Source organism: Actinosynnema sp. NPDC037264 (assembly GCF_055603705.1).
Map to the genome: position 1 here is coordinate 202,937 of NZ_JBVJVK010000002.1, position 20,505 is coordinate 223,441.

Sequence of the window (20,505 nt, forward strand, 5' to 3'; positions counted from 1 at the left end):
GCTTTTTCCGTCAGCGCCGGTAGACGCCGAGCTCGTAGAGCGAGTAGCCCCACCCGGTGCCGCGCTGCGTGGCGTGCAGCCGCACGTACCGGCCGGTCGCCGTGACGTCGATCGAGTCGACGCCGCCGTTGCCGGTCGTGGTGCCGTACACCGGACGCCAGGTGGCGCCGTCGTCGGACACCTGGATCTCGTACGCCCGGCCGTACGCGCCCTCCCACACCAGCTGCACGTGCTGGAACGTGGTCACCGCGCCGAGGTCGACCCGCAACCACTGCGGGTCGGACCAGTCGGTGGCCCAGCGGGTGCCCGCGTTGCCGTCCACGGCGTTGGCCGGCGGGAACGGCGCGCCGTCGCCCACCTGCTGGTAGGACGACGCCGCGGTCGGCTTGCCCCGCGCCACGTTCACGCCCGCCGGCTGCGGCGCGACCACCCGCACCGACTTCGTCTCGATGCCGATGTTGCCGCGGCCGTCCTCGGCCATCACGTACACCTTCCACACCCCGAGCCGATCGGGCGCGGTGACGGTCAGCCGGTTGCCGTCGACCTGCACGGGCGTGAAGCCCAGGCCGCCGCTGTTGTCGACGTACTTGCTGTTGAACGCCGCCGACCAGGTGATCGGGTCGCCGTTCGGGTCGCTCACGGCCACGTCGACGGTCAGCCGCGCGCCGGCCGGGACGCTGGTCGGCAGGTTCATCGCGGTGATCACCGGCGGGGTGTTGGCCGGGCTCGCGCCGCCGAACGCCCGCTGCACCGCGTAGAACGACAGCCGCTTCTTGCCCGCCGGGGTCAGGTTGAACCACACCGCGCCGAAGTCGTACTCCGTGCCGTAGTGGAACAACGTGCCGCCGAACGACACCCCGGCGTGCCCGGTGATGCAGTCCCACGCCCTGGTGTAGCCGTCCCGCTTCTGCACGTCCGTCGGCTCGCTGGGCACGCCGTTGACGTCGTCGGGCACCTCCCACTCGCCGGCCGGGCCGGCCTCGGTCAGGATGTACGGCTTGGTGTGGCCGCCGTTGATCCAGTCCTGCCGGACCTGGCACACGTTGCCGTAGGAGTTCACCGAGTACAGGTCGAGGTCGGGCGCGTGCGCCTTGAGGTAGGTCCACGCGCCGGTCCACGCGTCGGTGTTGGTGACGGGGTGGTTGGCGTCGACGGCGTGGATGGCGCGCGCGGCCTCGTTGACGTACTTGGCGTACGCGACGCGCTGGTTCTCCAGCTCCGCGCCGGAGTAGCAGTTCTGCAGGCCCAGGATGGACTCGTTGCCGACGTTCCACATGAGCACGCCGGGGTGGTCCTTGTAGGTGGTCACCCACTGCCGGATGGTGTTGAGCATGTCGGACTTGTAGGTGGCGTCGGTGACGTAGTCGACGCAGCCGCCGGAACCGGGGCCGCCGCCGGGCTGCAACCAGAAGCCGTTCATCACCCTGATGCCGTTGGCCGCCGCCGCGTCCAGCAGGGGCCTGGTGGAACCGTCGGTGCCCCAGGTGCGCAACGTGTTGACGCCCATGGACTTCAGCTCCGGCATGTACCGGGCCGCGTCCGCCGCCGGCGGGCCCCAGGTGAGGCCCTTCACCGTCCACGGCCGACCGTCCACCACGAGCTGCCAGTTGCCCTGGGAGCCGGTGACGTGCACGCCCGTGCCCGGCGGGGGAGTGTCGCCCTGCGTGCCGAAGACGCGGAACTCCCACAGGGAGTAGCCGTAGCCGTTGGCGCGCTGGGTGCCGTAGACGCGGACGTACCGGCCCGACCCGGTGACGGCGAAGCCCTGCTTGCCGCCCGTGCCGGCGGTCGTGGTGTGCACGGTGGTCCAGGCGTTGCCGTCGGCGGAGACCTGGACCTGGAACGAGGTGGCGTACGCGGCTTCCCAGTCGAGCTCGACGCGGCTGAGGGTCGAGGCGGCGCCGAGGTCCACCCGCAGCCACTGCGGGTCGCTCCACGCGCTGGCCCACCTGGTGCCGGCGTTGCCGTCCACGGCCGCCGACGCGGGTGTGCCCGCGCCCTCGGTCGAGGACGCCGTGGCCGGCTTGCCCTGGGAGAGCAGCACGGGTGCGGCGTTCGCGGTGCCCGGGACCACGGCGAGTCCTATGAGCAGCGCGAGTGCCGTGCTGACGGATCGGAGGCGGTGCATGGCGTCTCCTGCCGGATTGTCGGATCGAGGTGCGGGAGAGCGCTCTCTCAACCCGGCTTGAAGTGTTACGAACTGACTACGGATCTGTCAATGCGCCGCCCCTTGACACCTCGATGGCGGGCGGGCAACCTCAATCGGGAGAGCGCTCTCCCAGCCACGTTCCCACGTCGGCAGGAGGACAAAGGTGTCCCGAACACTCCGCACCCTGGCCGCGACCGCCGCGGCCGGCCTACTCGCGACCGCCCTGACGGTCGTCACCCAACCGGCCCAGGCCGATGAGCTGGTCACGCACCACGAGTTCCAGGCCAACTGCTCGGTCACCGCGCACCGGCCGGACGACCCGATCGTCTTCCCCGGGCTGCCCGGCGCGTCGCACATGCACACGTTCTTGGGCAACAGCTCCACCAACGCGAGCAGCACCACCGCGTCGCTGAAGGCCGGGCAGACCAACTGCAAGACCCCGGACGACAAGTCGGCGTACTGGTTCCCCTCGCTCTACAACGGCGACCAGCTGGTCGTGCCCGACTTCCCCCAGGTCATCTACTACAAGTCGGGGATCCTGAAGTACCAGGAGGTCCGGTCGTTCCCGGCCGGGATCCGGTTCGTGGTGGGCAGCCCCACGGCGACGCAGGAGCAGTTCCGCACCGCGCCCGGCGCGGTCGAGGGCTGGGAGTGCGGCAACAGCGCCCACAACTGGGACTTCCCGTCCTACTGCCCGCCGGGCAGCCAGCTCAACGTCCGCTACCAGGCCCCGAGTTGCTGGAACGGGCGCGACCTCGACTCGGCGGACCACAAGTCGCACATGGCGTACCCGGACCGGGCGACGCTCGTGTGCCCGGCCACGCACCCGGTGCCCGTGCCGATGCTGGAGTTCAAGATCGCCTTCCCGGTGTCGGGCGACATGTCACGCGTGCGGCTGGCCAGCGGACGCGGCTACACCTGGCACTACGACTTCATGAACGCGTGGGACGGCCCCACGTTGCAGGCGCTGGTCAGCCACTGCGTCAACGGCGGCCTGCAGTGCGACCCGCGCGGGTACGACCAGTACAAGCCGCACCGGGGCGCCGCCCTCGGGCCGGACTACCGGCTGCCGCGGTGACGACGATCCCGTCCACCCCGGGGCGCTTCCGAGCGCTCTGGGGTGCCGCCCTGCTGGTGCTGGCCGCGTGCGCGCCGGCGCCGACCCCCGCGCCGCCGGCCCCGGCGTCGCCGTTCAACGCCACCGACACCGCGTGGATCCAGCTGATGATCCCGATGAACGAGCAGCTGCTGCCCGCGCTCGCCCTCGCGCCGCCCGAGCTCGCGCCGTTCGCGGCGGAGCTGGCCGAGTCGCACGGGCGGGAGCTGGCCCAGCTCAAGCGGTTGCGCGAGCGCGCCGGGCTGTCGGGCGACAACCCGCACGCCGGCCACCAGATGCCCGGCCTGGTGTCGGAGGCGGACCTGGCCGGCCTGCGCCTGGACCCGGCCGGCCTGCCCGCGAAGCTGCGCGAGCACCTGGAGCAGTCGGCGCTGCTCGCGCGCGGCGAGCAGGACAGCGGCGCGGACCGGGAGACCCGCGACCTGGCGGCGTCGATCGGCGCGGCACGGGCGGCGCAGACCGAGCGCCTGGCCGCCGCGACACCGGGCCACGTTGGGCAACACCGGAGAAACCCGACGCCTCCCGACCGGGCGGACTCGCGCGTAGTTTCGGAATCATGAGTGCTGCGGAACGCGGACGGGTGCGGGTGGAGACCGGGACCAAGCGGGTCCGGGCCTTCCTGGCGGGCGAACTGGTCGTGGACACCACGCGGCCGGTGCTGGTGTGGGAGATGCCCTACTACCCCACGTACTACTTCCCGGCGGAGGACGTCCGGGCTGACCTGGTGGCGACCGGCGAGGTGAAGCGGTCGCCCAGCCGGGGCAACGGCCAGTTGTTCGACGTGAAGACCGGCTCGGCGTCGGCGTCGGGCGCGGGGCTGCGGTACCCGGACTCGCCGCTGGAGGCGCTGCGCGGCCTCGTCCGGCTGGACTGGGACGCGATGGACGAGTGGTTCGAGGAGGACGAGCCGGTCTACGCCCACCCGCGCGACCCCTACACCAGGGTCGACGCGCTGCAGAGCAGCAGGCACATCCGGGTGGAGGTCGGCGGCGTCGAGGTCGCGAACTCCCACCGCCCGGTGATCCTGTTCGAGACCGGGCTGCCCGCCCGCTACTACCTGCCGATGACCGACGTCCGGCTGGACCTCCTGCGGTCGACCGACCTGAGCACGAGCTGCCCGTACAAGGGCACCGCCGAGTACTGGTCCGTGGTCGTCGGCGACCAGACGCACGAGAACGTCGTCTGGGGCTACCGCAACCCGCTGCCGGAGAGCAGGCCGCTCGCGGGTCTGGTCGCGTTCTACAACGAGAAGGTCGACACTTACGTCGACGGCGTCCTGGAGGAGCGGCCGCGCACCCACTTCGCCTGAACGCCTCCCACGATTCCGGGGCGCCGCCCGGACGGCGGATGGTAGTGCCTGATCAAGACGGGAACGCTAGCGCCCATGGACGTCTTCCCCTCCACCCCGAGGGCACACCGGAACCCCGTGGTCGTCGCTCGGAAGATGGCTCTGCTCAAAGCGCCCCACCTGGCGAAGTTGACGGAGTTCGCGCAGCGCATCGCCACCGAGCGCAAGGCCGACGTGCCGCTGTTCGACCCGGCGAGCGGCGGCGTGAACGCCAAGGTCCTGCTGCTGCTGGAGTCGCCCGGGCCCGCGTCGTCGGGCTCGGGCCTCAACTCGCCGGACAACGACGACCCGACCGCGGCCAACGTGTTCGCCGCGATGGCCGAGGCGGGCCTGTCCCGGCGGGTGAGCCTGAGCTGGAACGTGGTGCCCTGGTACCTGTCCGGCCGCGAGCCGTCGCCCGCCGACCTGCGCGCGGCGGTGCCGTACCTGGTGGAGCTGCTGCGGATGCTGACCTCGCTCAAGTCGGTCGTGGTGCTGGGCAGGCCCGCGGGCACGGGCTGGACGCTGTCCGGCCGCGGCCACAAGCTGAAGGTGTTCAACGCGCCCCACCCGTCGCCGCTGTCCATCAACCGCGACCGGGCGGGCCGGTGGCCGCAGCTCGTCGAGGCCTGTCGGCAGGCGGCCAAGGCGGCCGACTGAGCGCTCAGCCGCGCCCGACCGCCCGCCCGACCCGGTCGTGCAGCTCGCGCAGGTGCCGGACCAGCTCGGGCGGCTCGTGCACCTCGAACTCGCAACCCAGCTGCACCAGGTGGAACGCGAGGTACTCCACCGTGTCCAAGAAGTTCCGGAGCACGCACGTCCGCTCGTCGACGACCTCGACGTCCGCGCCGGGGAACCTGGCCCGCACGTCACGGGCGGGCAGGTGGACCGTCGCCACGGCGGTGTAGGTCGGCGCCCGGCTGAGCATGTGCTCCGCCAGGTAGGCGGCCGGGTCGTCGGAGGGCAGGGTGCGCGGCGCGAACCGGGCCCCGGTGGGGGACAGCGCGGTCATCCGGTCGACCCGGAAGAACCGCCAGTCGTCGCGCTCCGGGTCGAACGCCACCAGGTACCAGCGCCGCCCGGACGGCACCAGGTGCAGCGGCTCGACGTGCCGCCTGCTCTCCGCGCCGTCCGCCGCCGAGTACCGGAACCGCAGCCGTTCCCGGTTCGCGATGGCGGACGCCAGCACGGTCAGGTGCTCGGGGTCCACCGTCACCCCGTCGGCGCCGAGCACCACCGGCAAGGTCGCCGCGCCCAACGCGGCCACCCGCCGCCGCAACCGCGACGGCAGCACCTGCTCCAGCTTCGCCATGGCCCGCAGGGACGCCTCCTCGATGCCCGACACGGTCTGCCGCGCCGCCGTGCGCAACCCGACCGCGATCGCCACGGCCTCCTCGTCGTCCAGCAGCAGCGGCGGCATCGCCGTGCCCGCGACCAGCCGGTAGCCGCCCTCGGCGCCCATCGACGCCTCGACCGGGTAACCGAGCTCGCGCAGCCGGTCGACGTCGCGGCGGATCGTGCGCGGGCTGACCTCCAGCCGCCGCGCCAGCTCGCTGCCCGGCCACTCGCGGGGCATCTGGAGCAGGGACAACAGGGAGAGCAGCCGGCCCGCGGTGTCGGTCACCCGACCTAGCTTCGCACGCCGAAGACGTCCATCAGCTCCGCCGGCGCGACTTCCTCGAGCTGGGCGTACGTGCACGACTCGGGCGTGCGGTCCGGGCGGAAGCGGACCAGCCTGCTCGTGTGCCGGAACCGCCGTGCCTGCAGGTGCTCGTAGCGCACCTCGGCGACCAGTTCCGGCCGCAGCGGCTCCCAGGTCAGCGTCTTGGTCGGGTTCCACCGGCTCTGCGCGCCGGGCGTGGCGGCGTCGATCGCGGCCCACTCCGCCCACGGGTGGTCGGCCAGCGCGTCCTCCCGGTACGGCGCCAGCTCCGCCAGCAGCTCACGGCGGCGCGCGGCGGTGAAGCTGCTGGCCACGCCGACGTGGTGCAGCGAACCCGCGTCGTCGAACAGCCCGAGCAGCAGCGAGCCGACGCCGACCCCGTCCTTGTGCGGCCGGAACCCGGCCACCACGCAGTCGGCCGTCCGCTCGTGCTTGACCTTCCACATCACCCGCTTGTCCTGCTCGTACGGCAGGTCGGTCCGCTTGGCCACCACGCCGTCGAACCCCGCGCCCTCGAACCGGGTGAACCAGTCCTCGGCCTGGTCGGGGTCGTCCGTCGCGGGCGTCAGGTACAGCCCCGGCACGTCCCGCAGCACGCCCTCCAGCAGCCGTCGGCGTTCGGCGAACGGCACCGCGGTCAGGTCCCGGTCCTCCAGCGCGAGCAGGTCGAACGCGACGAACGCGGCCGGCGTGTCGACGGCCAGCTTGCGCACCCGCGACGCGGCCGGGTGCAGCCGCAGTTGCAGCAGGTCGAAGCTCAACCCGTCGGGCGTGACGATGACGATCTCGCCGTCCACCACGCACCGCGGCGGCAGCCCCGCCAGCAGCACCTCCACCACCTCGGGGAAGTACCTCGTCAACGGCCGGTCGTTGCGGGAGCCGAGCTCCAGCTCCTCGCCGTCGCGGAACACGACGCACCGGAACCCGTCCCACTTCGGCTCGAAGACGAGCCCGGGCTCGCGCGGCACCGCGTGCACGGCCTTGGCGAGCATCGGCCGCACGGGCGGCATCACGGGGAGGTCCACGGGCCCGAGCGTAATTCGAAGTGGAGGAATTCACCGTGGTGCGGAATCGAGGGCCGAAGTTGTCCGCAATGCGTCTTAGGGTGGTGTCACCACTGAGGCGGAAGGCAGAACCAGACCATGAACACCACCCTCTCGACCGAGCTCACCGACCTGCTGACGAGCCTGGACAGGCACCGCGGGTTCCTCCGCGTCACGGTGCGCGGGCTGAGCGACGAGCAGGCGCGGCAGACGCCCACGGCGAGCGCGCTCTCCCTCGGCGGCCTCATCAAGCACGTCCGCGCCGTGGAAGAGGGCTGGATGCGCTTCGCGGTCGGCGGCGCGGAGCTGATGGAGAGCGTGCCGGCGGACTGGGAGAACGGCTTCCGCATGCTGGAGCACGAGACGCTGGCCGGGCTGCTCGCGGACTACGAGGAGACGGCGGCGAAGACCGAGCGGCTGCTCGCGGACCTGGACCTGGACACCGCCCACCCGCTGCCCGTCGCGCCGTGGTTCGAGCCGGGCGTCTCGTGGACCGTCCGCCGCGTGGTGCTGCACCTGATCGCCGAGACGTCCCAGCACGCCGGGCACGCGGACATCATCCGCGAGACCCTCGACGGTCAGAAGACGATGGGCTGACCAGGAGGACACCATGACACCCGACCCGACCACCGCGCGGCCCGGCCGCCCGCCCGTCGTCGACCCGGCCACCTGGCAGGCCGCCCGCGACGAGCTGCTGGTCCGCGAGAAGGCGCACACCCGCGAGGGCGACGCCCTCGCCGCCGCCCGCCGCCGACTGCCGATGGTGGAGTTCGACGGCGCGGTCGAGGTCGTCGGACCCGACGGCCCGGTCCCGTTCCTGGACCTGTTCCAGGGCCGCGACGAGCTCGTCGTCTACAAGCACATGTGGTACGACGGCGCGCCGCACCAGGGGCAGTGCGAGGGCTGCACCACCACGGCCTGGCACCTGAAGGACGCCGTGTACCTCAACGCCCGCGGCGTCTCGTTCGCCGTCCTGACCACGGGCCGGTGGGACGAGGTGGCCGCCTACGTCGAGTTCATGGGCTACACCCAGCCCTGGTACTCGGTGCGCGACCTGGCCGCGCCGGTCGGCGACAGCATGGGGCACCTCACCTGCTTCCTGCGCGACGGCGACCGCACGTTCCTCACCTACTCCACGACCGGCCGCGGCAACGAGCGGGTCAACGGGTCCCTGGGCCTGCTCGACCTGACGCCCTACGGCCGCGGTGAGGCCTGGGAGGACAACCCCGACGGGTGGCCGGCGGGCCGGGACGCGTGCTGGTCCTGGCGCGCGGACGCGGACGGGACCGCCACCTGGGGCCCGACCAGCCGCCCCGTGCCGCAGTGGACCCGTCCCGGCGCGCTCCCGGTCGACACCCTCGGCCGGGAGCGGCACCACCACTAGGGACGGCGGTCAGAAACGGCAGTAGCGGCGGATCAGGTCGGCGTGCGAGGGGTAGAGCGGGGCGAGGGTGTCGGCCTCGCCGAAGCTGACCACGTCGTCGTCGTAGGGCGGCACGACGACCGTGCCGACGATCGACCAGTCGCCATCCGGCTCGGAGGCCTGCCACACCCCGGCGGGCACGACCACCTGCGGCCGTTCGCCCGCGGCGAGGTCCGGGCCCAGCACCGGCGTCGTCACCGTGCCGTCCGGGTGCAGCAGCAGCATCCGCAACGCTGCGCCGCGGTGGTAGGAGTAGATCTCCAGGTGGTCCAGCCGGTGCATGCCGGAGAACTCGCCCTCCCGCAGCAGGTAGTAGATCGCGGACGCCTCGGGCGAGCGCCACGACTGCGCCCACCACCCTCCCTCGACCTGTAACTCGACCATCCCCAGCGTCTTGATGACGTCCTCGATGCTCATGTCAGCTCCGCCTCCACCGATCCGTGCACCACGACCATCCCCTTGCCGAGCCGCTTCGCCGTGTACATCGCCGCGTCCGCCGTGCCGAGCAGGTCGTCGGCGGTCAACGACGGGTCGAACGCCTCGCGGTGCGAGATCCCGATCGACGCCCGGATCACGTGCGAGCCGTTCGCCGTGCGGTGCGGCTCGTCCAGCGCGCCGAGCACCCGCCGCCCGATCTCCTCCGGCGGCTGCGGGTAGCCGTCGACCAGCACGCCGAACTCGTCGCCGCCCAACCGCGCCACCACGTCCTGCGACCGCACGCAGGCCTGCAACCGCGACGCCACGATCCGCAGCACCGCGTCGCCCTCGGCGTGGCCGAAGTTGTCGTTGACGTCCTTGAACCCGTCCACGTCGATGAACAGCACCACCACCGGCGACGTCCCGGCCAGCGCCGCGTCCAGCCGCTCCCGGAACAGCGCGCGGTTCGGCACCCCCGTCAGCGGGTCGTGGTAGGCCTGGTGCCGCAGCCGTTCCCGGCTCTCCCGCAGCTGCTCCAGCAGCTTCACGTTGTCGATCAGCGTCAGCAGCTGCCGCGCGATCACCAGCAGCACCACGCCGAGCCCGACGTAGATCTCCAGCGGGTTGAGCCGCACGCCGGTCGCCGTGCCGACCACGATGAACAGGCCCGTGACCAGCATCGGCAGGTACGGCACCAGCAGGTGCAGCAGCTCGCCCGCGCGCAGCCTGGCCGCGCCGACCCGCTCCCGCGCGGCGTTGCTCGGCGCGATGGAGCTGAGGAAGAACAACGCCGGGCACACCATGAACCCGATGTCGGCTGCCGTCGGGATGGCCGTGGCGCCCTTGCTCACCAGGTACGCGAACACCCAGCCCGACGCCGACTGCGCCAGGCCCGCCAACGCGATGAACAGCACCGGCAGCTGCCGCACCGAGCGGTGCGTCCACGACGACACCAGCAGCACGACCAGCATCACCAGGTAGGCGGCCGGGTGCGCCACGACGGTCGCGAAACCCGGGCCGGAGGTGGCCCACGCGCGGACCATCGACTCCAGCAGCGACACCCACGTGAGCACGAACAGCGAGCCGACCACGATCAGCCCGTCCAGCGCGACGACCAGCTTGCTGCGGTGGCCGGGCAGCTTGCCCGACCCGCCGTGCGCCAGCACCAGGACCGCGCACAGCGTCAGCCCGGGCACGAGCATGAACCCGATCGGCGCCAGCGTGGACGAGGGCAGCGCCACCCCGAGGAACACCTGGCCCCAGATCCACACGGCCAGCCCGACGGCCAGGCTCGCCATCGCCGCGACCATCCACAGCCGCCAGCGGCGCGCCACCCCCTGCCGCGCCCGCGCGGCCCGCCAGTACGACACCATCGCGGCGACCGAGGCGAGCAACTGGGTGAACTTGTCGATCGCGACGGACGTCGGCCGGTCGAGCACCCCGGAGACCACGAGGCTGACGACGCAGACGACCAGGGCGCAGACGGCGACGGAGACGACGCCGAACCGCCTCAGGGTCATGGCACCCCGCTCATGCCGCCACTGGAGTCGATCAGTTGACCGAGCCACTGTAGTGACCTCGTGACGCTGTGTCGATCGGGGGGTGCCTGTTCGTCACCGTGCGCGTGTCACCGGGCCGTCCGCCGTGATCACCCTCTAAGGTTCGAACTGGTGTTCGTCGGCGGTTGAGGGGACCAGCGTGCGCGTGTTCGGAGTCGACCCCGGCCTGACCCGGTGCGGGTTCGGGGTGGTCGACGGCGGTCCCGGCCGGACCGTGCGGCTGGTCGCCGTGGACGTCGTGCGCACGCCCGCGGACGAGGACCTGGCGCGGCGGCTGCTCCAGCTCTCCGACGCGGTCGAGCAGTGGCTGGACCGCTACCAGCCCCAGGTGGTGGCCGTCGAGCGGGTGTTCAGCCAGCACAACGTGCGCACCGCGATGGGCACCGCGCAGGCGGGCGGCGTGGTGGCGTTGTCGGCGGCCCGCCGCGGCCTGCCGGTCGTGTTCCACACGCCGAGCGAGGTCAAGGCCGCCGTCACCGGTTCCGGGCGGGCGGACAAGGCCCAGGTCACCGCCATGGTCACCAAGCTGCTCGGCCTCAAGACCGCGCCGAAGCCCGCCGACGCCGCCGACGCGCTCGCGCTGGCCATCTGCCACCTGTGGCGCGCGCCCATGCGGTCGCGCCTGGAGGAGGCGCAGGCGAGGGCGGCTGAGATCGCCCGGACGCACCGCGCCAAACTGGCACAGGCCGGTGCGAGGGCAGCGGCCGCACCGGGCAAGGCCACACCGATCGACAAGCGGGAAGCAGGTAAGGGTCAGTGATCTCGTCACTGCGCGGGCAGGTGCTGTCCATCGGGCTCGACCACGTCGTCGTCGAGGTCGGCGGCGTCGGCTACGCCGTGCAGGCCACCCCCGCCACGCTGGCCACGCTGCGCCGCGGCGAAGAGACCCAGCTGGCCACGGCGCTGGTCGTGCGCGAGGACTCGCTGACCCTCTTCGGCTTCGCCGACGCCGACGCCCGCGAGCTGTTCGGCCTCCTGCAGACCGTGTCCGGGATAGGGCCGCGGCTGGCGTTGGCGACACTGGCCGTGCTGGAGCCGGACAAGCTGCGCGCCGCCCTGGCCGAGGGCAACATCACCGTGCTCACCCAGGTGCCCGGCATCGGCCGCAAGGGCGCCGAGCGCCTGATCATCGAGCTGCGCGACAAGGTCGGCCGGCTCGAGCCCGCGCCGAGCGCCACCGGCGACGCGGGCCAGGTCCGCGCGCAGGTCACCGAGGCGCTGCTCGGCCTCGGCTTCCCGGCCAAGCAGGCCGAGCAGGCCGTCGACGCCGTGCTGGCCGCCGACGGCGCGCTGGGCACGTCCGAGGTCCTCCGCCGCTCCCTGGCCGCCCTGGGCCGCAAGCGATGAACCACGACGAGGACGACACCCTCAACCCGCTGCCGGATCCCGCCGAGCGGGACCTCGAAACCACCCTGCGGCCGAAGGACCTGCACGAGTTCGTCGGCCAGCCGAAGGTCCGCGAGCAGCTCGAACTGGTCCTCCAGGGCGCGATGCAACGCGGCTCGCCGCCCGACCACGTGCTGCTGTCCGGCCCGCCCGGCCTGGGCAAGACCAGCCTCGCCATGATCATCGCGGCCGAGCTGGGCGCGTCCCTGCGCATCACCTCCGGCCCCGCCCTCGAACGCGCGGGCGACCTGGCCGCGATGCTGTCGAACCTGGTCGAGGGCGACGTGCTGTTCATCGACGAGATCCACCGGATGGCCAGGCCCGCCGAGGAGATGCTCTACCTGGCGATGGAGGACTTCCGGGTCGACGTGGTCGTCGGCAAGGGCCCCGGCGCGACCAGCATCCCGCTCGACATCGCCCCGTTCACGCTGGTCGGCGCCACCACCCGCTCCGGCGCGCTGACCGGGCCGCTGCGCGACCGGTTCGGCTTCACCGGGCACATGGAGTTCTACAGCCCCGAGGAGCTGGAGCTGATCCTGCGCCGGTCCGCCGGGATCCTCGGCGTCGACCTGCGCGAGGACGGCGGCCGGGAGATCGCGGGCCGGTCCCGCGGCACGCCCCGCATCGCGAACCGGCTGCTCCGGCGGGTTCGGGACTACGCAGAGGTGCGCGCGGACGGCGCGGTGACCCTGGAGGTCGCCCGGGACGCCCTGAAGGTCTACGACGTGGACGAACTGGGCCTGGACCGGTTGGACCGGGCGGTCCTGGGCGCGTTGGTCCGTTCGTTCGGCGGCGGCCCGGTCGGCGTCTCCACGCTGGCCGTCGCGGTGGGTGAGGAGCCCACCACGGTCGAGGAGGTCTGCGAGCCGTACCTGGTCCGGGCCGGGATGCTGGCGCGCACGCCCCGTGGTCGGGTCGCCACCGCCACGGCGTGGCTGCACCTGGGCCTGCAGCCGCCGCCCCGGGCGCCTGGGGAGGCCACCCGATCCCTGTTCGACGACGCCACCGAGTGATCGGTATTACTCACCTGGCACAATCGGCAGCGGCACCCCAGAAATTCGGACGTACCGGGCGCTGATCGCGCCCGCCCCGTCCGGTTGATCGGAGAATGATGGACCTGTCCTCCTTGATGTTCCCGCTGCTGCTCGTGCTGCTCGCGGTGCCGCTGTTCCTCAGCGCCCGCAAGCAGAAGCGGGCCGTCGCCGAACAGCAGGCGCTGCTGAACTCCCTGGAGCCGGGTGACCGGGTCATGACCACCTCCGGGCTGTACGCGACGGTGGCCGGCGTGAACGACGAAGACAACACGATCGAACTCGAGATCGCCGACGGCGTCGTCACCACTTGGCTGCGCCAGGCCATTCGCGAGAAGGTTGTCGTGGACACCGAGACCGACGCGGTCGTGGACGACGTCGAGGATGTCGACGACGTCGTGGACGAGACCGCGGACGTCGACCGCGCACAGCAGGAGAGCAAGAAGTAACCAGAAGTAACCAGCGGAGGCCTCGCCTGGAGCCGGCAACTGTCAACGTGCCGACTCCAGGCAGTGACGCGCAGCTCACACCATCAGGGGTACGCTGCGGCCTCGCTGACCTTGTCAACTATCAGGAGACGGACGGACCGTGGCACCTCCGGCCGGGCAAATCCGCCCCGCGAAGTACCTGGGCGCATTTGTCCTCATCGTGGTCGCGCTGTACTCCCTGGTGTTCTTCACCGGGAACGGCAAGGCGACCCCCAAGCTCGGCATCGACCTCCAGGGTGGCACCCGTGTCACGTTGACCGCCCGGGCTCCTGATGGGAAGACGCCGTCGGAGGAGTCGCTCAACCAGGCGCGCACGCTCATCGAGACGCGCGTCAACGGTCTGGGCGTGGCCGGTCCCGAGGTCATCCGCGACGGCACCAACCTGGTGATCACGGTCCCCGGCTCCGACAGCGAGGGCGCGAAGCGCCTCGGCCAGACGGCGAAGCTCAACTTCCGCAAGGTCATCGGCTCGCCGGTGCCCAACGCGCCGGAGCCCGAGCCGACCAGCAGCGCGCCGCCGACCACGTCGGGCTCGGCCGCGCCCCCCGCGAGCGAGGGCAAGGAGCCGACCGAGACCGCGAACTCCGTCGCGCCGACCACGACCGCGCAGGGCCGCCCGGCCCCGGCGTTCGAGGGCCAGCCGACCACGACGCCGCCGGCCGACACCACGACGCCGCCCGCGGACCCGAACGCGCCCGCCGGCGAGCAGCCGCCCACCGAGCCGCAGGTCGACTGCCGCGCGGTCTTCCAGGGCCAGTACTCCGACGACCCGACCAGGGCCATCGAGGAGTCCCGCACCTGCCGGCAGGACCCGCAGCTGACCACGCTGGACGCGCAGACCGTGTCCCAGGCGCTCGCCGCGTTCACCTGCCCCGCGGTCGACCCGCTGATCGGCAACGACGACCCGGCGCTGCCGCTGCTGACCTGCGACCAGGACCGCACCGAGAAGTACGTGCTGGCGCCGGTCACCCCGCCGACCGACGGCAGCGTGAAGGACGACGACTTCAGCCTGTACTCGCGGCTGAGCGGCGAGGACATCGACAACGCGGTGTCCGGCACCGACCCGCAGGGCGCGGGCTTCGTCGTCGACCTCACCTTCAAGGGCGAGGGCGGTGACAAGTGGGGCAAGTTCACCTCGGCGAACGTCTCTCAGCAGGTCGCCGTCGTGCTGGACACGCAGGTCGTGTCCGCGCCGAACATCAACGAGCCCATCCTCGGCGGCTCGACGCAGATCAGCGGCAAGTTCAGCCAGGCCGAGGCGAACAGCCTCGCCAACGTGCTCAAGTACGGCTCGCTGCCGCTGTCGTTCGAGGCCTCCGAGGCCGAGACGGTGTCCGCGACGCTGGGCCTCGCCTCGCTGAAGGCCGGCCTGATCGCCGGTGGCATCGGCCTCGCGCTGGTGTTCGTCTACTGCTTGTTCTACTACCGCCTGCTCGGCGTGCTGACGATCCTGTCGCTCGTCCTGTCCGGTGTGATCGTCTACGCGGTGCTGGTGCTGCTCGGCCGCTGGATCGGGTTCACCCTCGACCTCGCGGGCATCGCCGGTTTCATCGTGTCGATCGGTATCACCGCGGACTCGTTCGTGGTGTTCTTCGAACGACTGAAGGACGAGATGCGAGAGGGCCGGACGTTCCGGTCGGCGGTGCCGCGCGCCTGGGTCCGCTCCCGTCGCACGATCCTGTCCGCGGACATGGTCAGCTTCCTCGCCGCGGCCATCCTGTACGTGCTCGCCGTCGGCCAGGTGAAGGGCTTCGCGTTCACCCTGGGTATGTCGACCGTGCTCGACCTGGTCGTGGTCTTCCTGGTCACGCACCCGCTGGTCAGCATGATCTCCAAGTCGAAGCGCCTGTCCAACCCGAAGCTCTCGGGTCTGGGCGGCGCCGTCCAGGCCGCTGTCGACGACCGCGCGCCGTCGGGTGCGAAGAGCACCGCTGTGAAGGAGGTCTGACGTGACCGAGGCGAAGAAGAGCAACGTTTTCCATCGGCTCTACGTCGGCAACGGCGCGTTCGACATCGTCGGCAAGCGCAAGCGCTGGTACGTGATCTTCGGCATCATCCTGCTGATCTGCGTCCTGTCGATCGTGTTCAAGGGCTTCAACCGCGGCATCGACTTCACCGGTGGCACGCGGATCCAGATGCCCGCGATCAGCTCCTCCGGCACGATCGGCGTCGAGCAGGCCAAGGAGTCGTTCGAGAAGGCCCTCGGCAAGGAGCCGGCCGCCACGCAGACCGTGGGCACCGGCGACTCGGCGACCATCCAGATCCGGTCGGAGACGCTCGACGCCGACCAGGTCCTGAAGCTCAAGACCACGCTCAACGAGGACCTGAAGCCCAACGGCGGCGTGGACGCCATCAGCGACAGCGCCGTGTCCGCCTCGTGGGGCGGTGAGATCACCAGCCAGGCGCTGATCGCGCTGCTCGTGTTCTTCGTCGCGGTGATGATCTTCCTGGCGCTGTACTTCGAGCTGTCGATGGCGCTCGCCGCGCTCGTCGCGGTGCTGCACGACGTGGTGATCACGGCGGGCGTGTACTCGATCGTCGGCTTCGAGGTCTCGCCGGCCACGGTCATCGGTCTGCTCACCATCCTCGGTTTCTCGCTGTACGACACGGTGGTGGTGTTCGACAAGGTCCGGGAGAACACCCGCGGCCTGCTCGGCCTCACCCGCCGCACGTTCGCCGAGGCCGCGAACCTGGCGGTCAACCAGACCCTGATGCGCTCGATCAACACCTCGTTGATCGCGGTGCTGCCGGTGCTGGGCCTGCTGGCGATCGGCGTCGGCCTGCTCGGCGTCGGCACGCTGAAGGACCTGGCGCTGGTGCAGCTCACCGGCATCGTGATCGGCGCGCTGTCGTCCATCTACATCGCGACCCCGATCGCGGTGGACCTGAAGATGCGCGACGCCCGGTACAAGGCGCAGGCCGCCCGGGTGCAGGCGCGTCGGGACAACCTGGCCCGCCGTGCCGCCGCGACCGGCGAAGCGACCGGCGAGGTCGTCAGCGGTGGCGACATCGTGGAGTCGACCGACGACGAGTCGCTGCAGGCCGAGTTGCGCAAGGAGAAGGCCATGGCGGCCGCGGCGGGCGTGCCCGCGCGGACCGGCAAGGCGAGCGACGCGCGACGCCGCCCGACGGGCAAGAAGCACCGTTGAAGCTCGACCGCGCCCTAGGGCTGCTGCGTGAGGTCCCGGACTTCCCCCTGCCGGGGGTCGTCTTCCGGGACCTCACGCCGGTCCTTGCCGACCCGGACGCGCTGCGCGCCGTGGTCGACGCCCTCCAGGACAAGATCCACCCGGACACCCAGGTAGTGGCCGCGATCGAGTCGCGCGGCTTCCTGCTGGGCGCTGCTCTGGGTTACGGCTGGCACTACGGCGTCGTGCCGCTGCGCAAGCCGGGCAAGCTGCCTTCGGTCGCGCACCGCGTGTCCTACGACCTGGAGTACGGGACGGCCACGCTGGAACTGCCGGCGGAGGCCATCGTGCCGGGGCAGCACGTCGTCGTGGTGGACGACGTGCTGGCGACCGGCGGCACCGCCGCGGCGGCGTGCGAGCTGGTCGAACGCGCCGGTGGCGTGGTCACCGGTATCTCGGTCGTCCTGGAGATCCCGGGCTTGGGCGGCCGCGAGCGCCTGGCCGGCCGTGACGTCAACGCCCTGCTGACCGTCTGACCTGCTCACCGTCCGACCTGCTCCGGGTTCACGCCGCGAGGGCGGTGGGTGGTCGGTGGAGGAGGTTCTGGCGGGGTAGTCGGGCGGGGTCGACGTGGCGGGGTGGGATGAACGCGGGCACTCCGCCGGTCATGGTGATCCTCCAGCGTGAGTGGTGGACCAGGCTGTGGTGGGTGCGGCAGAGCAGGACCATGTTGGCGAGGTCGGTGTCGCCGCCGTCGGCCCAGTGCCGGACGTGGTGCGCGTCGCACCACTTCGGCGGTCGGCCGCAGCCCGGGTACGCGCACCCCCGGTCCCTGGCGTGCAGTGCCTTGCGCTGCGCCACGCTGACCGTGCGCTTCGTCCTCCCCAGGTCCAGCACCTCGGAGCCGGCTCCGAGCACGACCGGGATGACCTTGGCGTCGCAGGCGATCCGCCGGGCCTGGGATGCGCTCAAGAAGTGGTCGCCGTCGAGCACCGCGTGCCCCGCGCCGCGCCGCAACGTCTCGAAGTCGAGGGTGACGCTGATGTGGGGGCGTTCCCCGGCTTCGGAGGGCAGGTCACCCGACCGCGAGGCCAGCGATACGAGGTCGCCGAACGCCTCGCCCCACCGGTGCGCCCGGTCCTTCGGGCCGTCGGGTCGGGGTGTGGCGAGTGGTTCGAGCATCGCGGTGAAGCGGGCGCCGGTCTCGGCGGACAGTTCGCCCCAGAACTCCAGTCGCCCGCCGGGCAGGTCTCGCACGTGCAAGGTGTCGGCGGGTTCGGCGGCGGGTTCGTCCCACTCGTCGGCCGCCTCCTGGTCGATCCGGTCCCGGATCCGGTCGGCCAGCCGCCGCACCGCTTGGGGTTCGACGGAGCGGGCGGCCTCGACCAGGATCGCCTCGGAGGAGTCGGGCAGCTTGAGCGTGGTGATCGCCCGGGTCAACTCCCGCAGATGAGCATCGGACAACTCGTGCTCGGCCAACGCCGCACCGACCTCCGGGTGCGAGGGCGGCAGCGGTTGGCCGGTGGGGGTGATCGAGGGCAGGAACAACGCGACCTGCGCGATCCACTGCTTCATCTCGGCGGGGTTCGCCCGTGCCAGGTGTCGGAACGAGTCCACGTCGTAGCCGCACCGGAGCACCTCGGCCAGCAGTTCCAATCGCCGCCGGTGCAACGCCCGCAGGGATGCCTCGACCGAGGTGACGGCGGCGAAGAGGCCGTCCTCGGTGAGCAGCGCGGGCGATGTGTCCATGACCAAATGATATTCGAACGAGCATTCGGCCGGCATCGCTCGATCAAGTGAAACCGTTGCAGCATAAAGACTTTCGCCTACCAGTGGGCGACGCCGAAGTCGCCGATCACGAGCAGGTCCGGCTCGGGCGGCTCGGTCGAGGAGTGCACGGCGGTCTGGAGGGCTTCCGCTTCGAGCACGAGCGCGTCGGCCCCCGCGATGGTGAAGTCGTCGGCCGCCCGCTTGAACCAGAGCAGCGCCGATTCGCGGTCGCCCTGGGCCAGCCGGGCCCGTCCGAGCAGCACGCGGCACTCGCCGCGCTCCTCGGCGATCCCGGTGTCGGCGTCGTACTCGGCGTAGAGCTCGTCGGCCCGGGTGAACTTCGCGACCGCGTTGTCCAGGTCGCCCGTCAGGAGCGCGTGCGCGCCGAGTTCGCGGACGGCCCACGCGACGCCGGCGTTGTTCTCGCACGTGAAGTGCATCTCGACCAGTTGGACGAGGCACCCGGTGATGGCGTCGGCCATGCCGCGGGCGCGGTAGATGCTCGCCAGCAGGTCGAGGGCGAAGGCGTGGTGGGCGAGCCGGTCCTCGGTGGCCAGTTCGAGGCAGAGGTCCCGGCGGATCTCGACCGCGCGCGTGGCCATGGTGGTGGCGGCTTGGAAGAGGCGCATGCGGGCGTAGACCTGCGCGGCGACCTCCAGCGGGACGGCGGCGGACTCCGAGAGGGGGTGGCGCTCGGCGAGGGCGAGGGTCGCGCGGTGCACCTCCAGCGTGGCCGCCAAGCCGTAGCTGTGCGGCACCTCCAGCCACTGGCAGCGGAGGCGCTCCGCCACTTGGTCTACGTTCTCCGTCGTGCGTGCCACCCTATAGTTTGCGGCGCGCAAACCTCTGGCAAGCAATACGGTGAACTCTGCGTGCAAGTCGACTACGCACAGTGGCTAAGGTGATCGTCATGGCGGTAGGAACCACGCGTGCCAAGCGAAGGCTCGGCCGACACGTCAAACCGATCGTGGAACGGGCAGGGCTCAAGCCCGCCGAGGTCGCGGACCTGGTCAAGACGTCGAAGGACACGGTCAACCGACTGCTGTCCGGCGACCACCTGCCGCGTTACCCGACGTTCCTGGCGATCATGATGGTCCTCAAGGCGACCGATGAGGAGCTGGGTGAGGGCACCGCGCTCTGGGAACGCGCGAACGTGGACGCGGTGGTGGTCGAGCACGCCTCCGCTCTCTCGCCGGGTTACCTGCGGTTCCGGATGGACGAAGGAGAGGCGACCGCGGAACGCTCACTCGACCCGACCATGATTCCGGGAATCCTCCAGCTCGGCAGCTACGCCGAAGAGATGGGTCGAGGCGCTCCCGCGTTGACCGCGGGCAAGGGGTGGACCGCCCAAGCGGCTGCCGAGCGTGGTGATCGCCAAGGCTTGCTCTCCCGTGCGGTCAACCCGCTCCAGCTGCACGCGCTGATCGACGAAGCGGCGCTGTACCGCGTGGTCGGAGGCCGTGAGCTGATGTATGAGCAGTTGACGCACCTGTTGACGGTCGCCCAGCAGGACAACGTCACCCTTCAGATCGTCTCCTTCGACACCGGTGCCTATGGCCCGCAGTTCGGCGCGTTGACCCTGCTCGACTACCCCGAGCCCGAGGAACCGCTCTCGGTCTACGTGGAGGGCCACAGCGGGATCAAGGTCGTGGAGAATGAGCGGATGGTGAGCAGGCTGGTCGAGGCTTGGGACGACGTGGCCCGGCTGGCGCTCGATCCGAAGCAATCCGCGAAGTGCATCCGAGAAGTGAGGGACGCCAGGTATGCCTGACCAGCAGGATCGGTGGCGGAAGTCGACCTACAGCTCCACCCAGCCGGACTGCGTCGAGCTGTCCGTGACCGTCGAGTCGACCGCCGTTCGGGACAGCAAGCAGCCGGAAGCGGGGCAGTTGAGGTTCCCCCGGACGAGCTTCGCGGCGTTCCTGGCGGGTCTCAAGAGCGACCAGACGGCGGGTTCAGGCTGGTGAAACCCGACCGGTCGCGCTGATTGACAGGTGCTGCTCG

At 71.3% G+C, this 20,505-nt stretch carries 22 protein-coding genes; 15 read left to right on the plus strand and 7 right to left on the minus strand.

Annotated elements, in window-relative coordinates; all coding sequences use genetic code 11:
• Nucleotides 1-10: 10 nt before the first annotated feature.
• Nucleotides 11-2,128 (minus strand): discoidin domain-containing protein, encoded by a 2,118-nt coding sequence (locus ACZ7GX_RS03410; RefSeq protein ID WP_498772363.1) that lies wholly within the window; start codon nt 2,126-2,128, stop codon nt 11-13.
• A gap of 184 nt (nt 2,129-2,312) precedes the next feature.
• Here ACZ7GX_RS03410 and ACZ7GX_RS03415 point away from each other — a divergent pair, with 184 nt between their 5' ends.
• The 4 genes from ACZ7GX_RS03415 to ACZ7GX_RS03430 all read left to right on the plus strand — a co-directional run bounded on the left by ACZ7GX_RS03415 (nt 2,313) and on the right by ACZ7GX_RS03430 (nt 5,253).
• Nucleotides 2,313-3,227, plus strand: a complete 915-nt coding sequence (locus ACZ7GX_RS03415) for a DUF1996 domain-containing protein (protein ID WP_498772365.1) — start codon at nt 2,313-2,315, stop codon at nt 3,225-3,227.
• Entirely contained in the window at nt 3,224-3,826 is a 603-nt protein-coding gene (locus ACZ7GX_RS03420) for a DUF305 domain-containing protein (RefSeq protein ID WP_498772367.1), read from the plus strand. Before ACZ7GX_RS03415 ends, ACZ7GX_RS03420 begins: the two co-directional genes overlap by 4 nt.
• Complete coding sequence (locus ACZ7GX_RS03425) at nt 3,823-4,575, plus strand: DUF427 domain-containing protein (RefSeq protein ID WP_498772369.1); 753 nt, start codon at nt 3,823-3,825, stop codon at nt 4,573-4,575. Before ACZ7GX_RS03420 ends, ACZ7GX_RS03425 begins: the two co-directional genes overlap by 4 nt.
• 135 nt (nt 4,576-4,710) lie before the next feature.
• Entirely contained in the window at nt 4,711-5,253 is a 543-nt protein-coding gene (locus ACZ7GX_RS03430; RefSeq protein WP_498772371.1) for a uracil-DNA glycosylase, read from the plus strand.
• A 4-nt stretch (nt 5,254-5,257) separates the two neighbouring features.
• Here ACZ7GX_RS03430 and ACZ7GX_RS03435 read toward each other — a convergent pair whose 3' ends face one another.
• Together ACZ7GX_RS03435 and ACZ7GX_RS03440 are read right to left on the minus strand one after the other, a co-directional pair.
• A complete protein-coding gene (locus ACZ7GX_RS03435) occupies nt 5,258-6,217 on the minus strand; it encodes a helix-turn-helix transcriptional regulator (protein WP_498772373.1) in 960 nt (319 codons plus the stop codon).
• A gap of 5 nt (nt 6,218-6,222) precedes the next feature.
• Nucleotides 6,223-7,281 carry an ATP-dependent DNA ligase gene (locus ACZ7GX_RS03440; RefSeq protein WP_498772375.1) on the minus strand — a complete coding sequence of 353 codons (1,059 nt, stop codon included), beginning with the start codon at nt 7,279-7,281 and terminating at the stop codon, nt 6,223-6,225.
• 117 nt (nt 7,282-7,398) lie between these two features.
• Here ACZ7GX_RS03440 and ACZ7GX_RS03445 point away from each other — a divergent pair, with 117 nt between their 5' ends.
• Both ACZ7GX_RS03445 and ACZ7GX_RS03450 read left to right on the plus strand, forming a co-directional pair.
• The gene (locus ACZ7GX_RS03445) at nt 7,399-7,896 is read left to right on the plus strand and encodes a DinB family protein (RefSeq protein ID WP_498772377.1); all 498 of its coding nucleotides are present in this window, start codon (nt 7,399-7,401) and stop codon (nt 7,894-7,896) included.
• Nucleotides 7,897-7,909: 13 nt separating this feature from the next.
• The gene (locus ACZ7GX_RS03450; protein WP_498772379.1) at nt 7,910-8,683 is read left to right on the plus strand and encodes a DUF899 family protein; all 774 of its coding nucleotides are present in this window, start codon (nt 7,910-7,912) and stop codon (nt 8,681-8,683) included.
• A 9-nt stretch (nt 8,684-8,692) separates the two neighbouring features.
• Here ACZ7GX_RS03450 and ACZ7GX_RS03455 read toward each other — a convergent pair whose 3' ends face one another.
• Nucleotides 8,693-9,139, minus strand: a complete 447-nt coding sequence (locus tag ACZ7GX_RS03455) for a cupin domain-containing protein (protein ID WP_498772381.1) — start codon at nt 9,137-9,139, stop codon at nt 8,693-8,695.
• On the minus strand, nt 9,136-10,659 hold the full coding sequence (locus tag ACZ7GX_RS03460) for a diguanylate cyclase domain-containing protein (protein ID WP_498772383.1): 1,524 nt from the start codon (nt 10,657-10,659) through the stop codon (nt 9,136-9,138). Before ACZ7GX_RS03460 ends, ACZ7GX_RS03455 begins: the two co-directional genes overlap by 4 nt.
• Before the next feature lie 178 nt (nt 10,660-10,837).
• Here ACZ7GX_RS03460 and ruvC point away from each other — a divergent pair, with 178 nt between their 5' ends.
• The 7 genes from ruvC (at nt 10,838) to ACZ7GX_RS03495 (ending at nt 17,267) form a co-directional block, all read left to right on the plus strand.
• Nucleotides 10,838-11,458, plus strand: coding sequence for a crossover junction endodeoxyribonuclease RuvC (ruvC, locus tag ACZ7GX_RS03465; RefSeq protein ID WP_498772385.1), 621 nt, complete (start codon nt 10,838-10,840; stop codon nt 11,456-11,458).
• Complete coding sequence (gene ruvA / locus ACZ7GX_RS03470) at nt 11,455-12,045, plus strand: Holliday junction branch migration protein RuvA (RefSeq protein ID WP_498772387.1); 591 nt, start codon at nt 11,455-11,457, stop codon at nt 12,043-12,045. The genes ruvC and ruvA overlap by 4 nt, the downstream gene beginning before the upstream one ends.
• Complete coding sequence (ruvB, locus tag ACZ7GX_RS03475; protein ID WP_498772389.1) at nt 12,042-13,097, plus strand: Holliday junction branch migration DNA helicase RuvB; 1,056 nt, start codon at nt 12,042-12,044, stop codon at nt 13,095-13,097. Before ruvA ends, ruvB begins: the two co-directional genes overlap by 4 nt.
• 98 nt (nt 13,098-13,195) lie before the next feature.
• On the plus strand, nt 13,196-13,564 hold the full coding sequence (yajC, locus tag ACZ7GX_RS03480) for a preprotein translocase subunit YajC (RefSeq protein WP_498772391.1): 369 nt from the start codon (nt 13,196-13,198) through the stop codon (nt 13,562-13,564).
• 139 nt (nt 13,565-13,703) lie between these two features.
• Nucleotides 13,704-15,551: a protein translocase subunit SecD gene (gene secD, locus ACZ7GX_RS03485; RefSeq protein ID WP_498772393.1), complete on the plus strand. Its 1,848-nt coding sequence runs from the start codon at nt 13,704-13,706 to the stop codon at nt 15,549-15,551.
• A 1-nt stretch (nt 15,552) separates the two neighbouring features.
• Nucleotides 15,553-16,752: a protein translocase subunit SecF gene (gene secF, locus ACZ7GX_RS03490; RefSeq protein ID WP_498772394.1), complete on the plus strand. Its 1,200-nt coding sequence runs from the start codon at nt 15,553-15,555 to the stop codon at nt 16,750-16,752.
• Nucleotides 16,749-17,267: an adenine phosphoribosyltransferase gene (locus tag ACZ7GX_RS03495; RefSeq protein WP_498772396.1), complete on the plus strand. Its 519-nt coding sequence runs from the start codon at nt 16,749-16,751 to the stop codon at nt 17,265-17,267. Before secF ends, ACZ7GX_RS03495 begins: the two co-directional genes overlap by 4 nt.
• 28 nt (nt 17,268-17,295) lie before the next feature.
• On the opposite strand, the gene ACZ7GX_RS03500 is transcribed toward ACZ7GX_RS03495, so the two are convergent.
• Nucleotides 17,296-18,480 (minus strand): HNH endonuclease signature motif containing protein, encoded by a 1,185-nt coding sequence (locus ACZ7GX_RS03500; RefSeq protein ID WP_498772398.1) that lies wholly within the window; start codon nt 18,478-18,480, stop codon nt 17,296-17,298.
• A gap of 77 nt (nt 18,481-18,557) precedes the next feature.
• The gene (locus tag ACZ7GX_RS03505) at nt 18,558-19,292 is read right to left on the minus strand and encodes a hypothetical protein (RefSeq protein ID WP_498772400.1); all 735 of its coding nucleotides are present in this window, start codon (nt 19,290-19,292) and stop codon (nt 18,558-18,560) included.
• 119 nt (nt 19,293-19,411) lie between these two features.
• Here ACZ7GX_RS03505 and ACZ7GX_RS03510 point away from each other — a divergent pair, with 119 nt between their 5' ends.
• The gene (locus ACZ7GX_RS03510) at nt 19,412-20,272 is read left to right on the plus strand and encodes a helix-turn-helix domain-containing protein (protein ID WP_498772809.1); all 861 of its coding nucleotides are present in this window, start codon (nt 19,412-19,414) and stop codon (nt 20,270-20,272) included.
• Nucleotides 20,265-20,468, plus strand: a complete 204-nt coding sequence (locus tag ACZ7GX_RS03515; protein WP_498772402.1) for a DUF397 domain-containing protein — start codon at nt 20,265-20,267, stop codon at nt 20,466-20,468. The genes ACZ7GX_RS03510 and ACZ7GX_RS03515 overlap by 8 nt, the downstream gene beginning before the upstream one ends.
• The last annotated feature ends 37 nt before the right edge of the window (nt 20,469-20,505 follow it).

Coding starts and splice junctions, on each gene's coding strand:
- ACZ7GX_RS03510 (WP_498772809.1), top strand. CDS start 19,412: ATGGCGGTAGGAACCACGCGTGCCAAGCGAAGGCTCGGCCGACACGTC.
- ACZ7GX_RS03450 (WP_498772379.1), top strand. CDS start 7,910: ATGACACCCGACCCGACCACCGCGCGGCCCGGCCGCCCGCCCGTCGTC.
- ACZ7GX_RS03410 (WP_498772363.1), bottom strand. CDS start 2,128: ATGCACCGCCTCCGATCCGTCAGCACGGCACTCGCGCTGCTCATAGGA.
- ACZ7GX_RS03500 (WP_498772398.1), bottom strand. CDS start 18,480: ATGGACACATCGCCCGCGCTGCTCACCGAGGACGGCCTCTTCGCCGCC.
- ACZ7GX_RS03445 (WP_498772377.1), top strand. CDS start 7,399: ATGAACACCACCCTCTCGACCGAGCTCACCGACCTGCTGACGAGCCTG.
- ruvB (WP_498772389.1), top strand. CDS start 12,042: ATGAACCACGACGAGGACGACACCCTCAACCCGCTGCCGGATCCCGCC.
- ACZ7GX_RS03425 (WP_498772369.1), top strand. CDS start 3,823: ATGAGTGCTGCGGAACGCGGACGGGTGCGGGTGGAGACCGGGACCAAG.
- ACZ7GX_RS03515 (WP_498772402.1), top strand. CDS start 20,265: ATGCCTGACCAGCAGGATCGGTGGCGGAAGTCGACCTACAGCTCCACC.
- ACZ7GX_RS03455 (WP_498772381.1), bottom strand. CDS start 9,139: ATGAGCATCGAGGACGTCATCAAGACGCTGGGGATGGTCGAGTTACAG.
- yajC (WP_498772391.1), top strand. CDS start 13,196: ATGGACCTGTCCTCCTTGATGTTCCCGCTGCTGCTCGTGCTGCTCGCG.
- ACZ7GX_RS03430 (WP_498772371.1), top strand. CDS start 4,711: ATGGCTCTGCTCAAAGCGCCCCACCTGGCGAAGTTGACGGAGTTCGCG.
- ACZ7GX_RS03460 (WP_498772383.1), bottom strand. CDS start 10,659: ATGACCCTGAGGCGGTTCGGCGTCGTCTCCGTCGCCGTCTGCGCCCTG.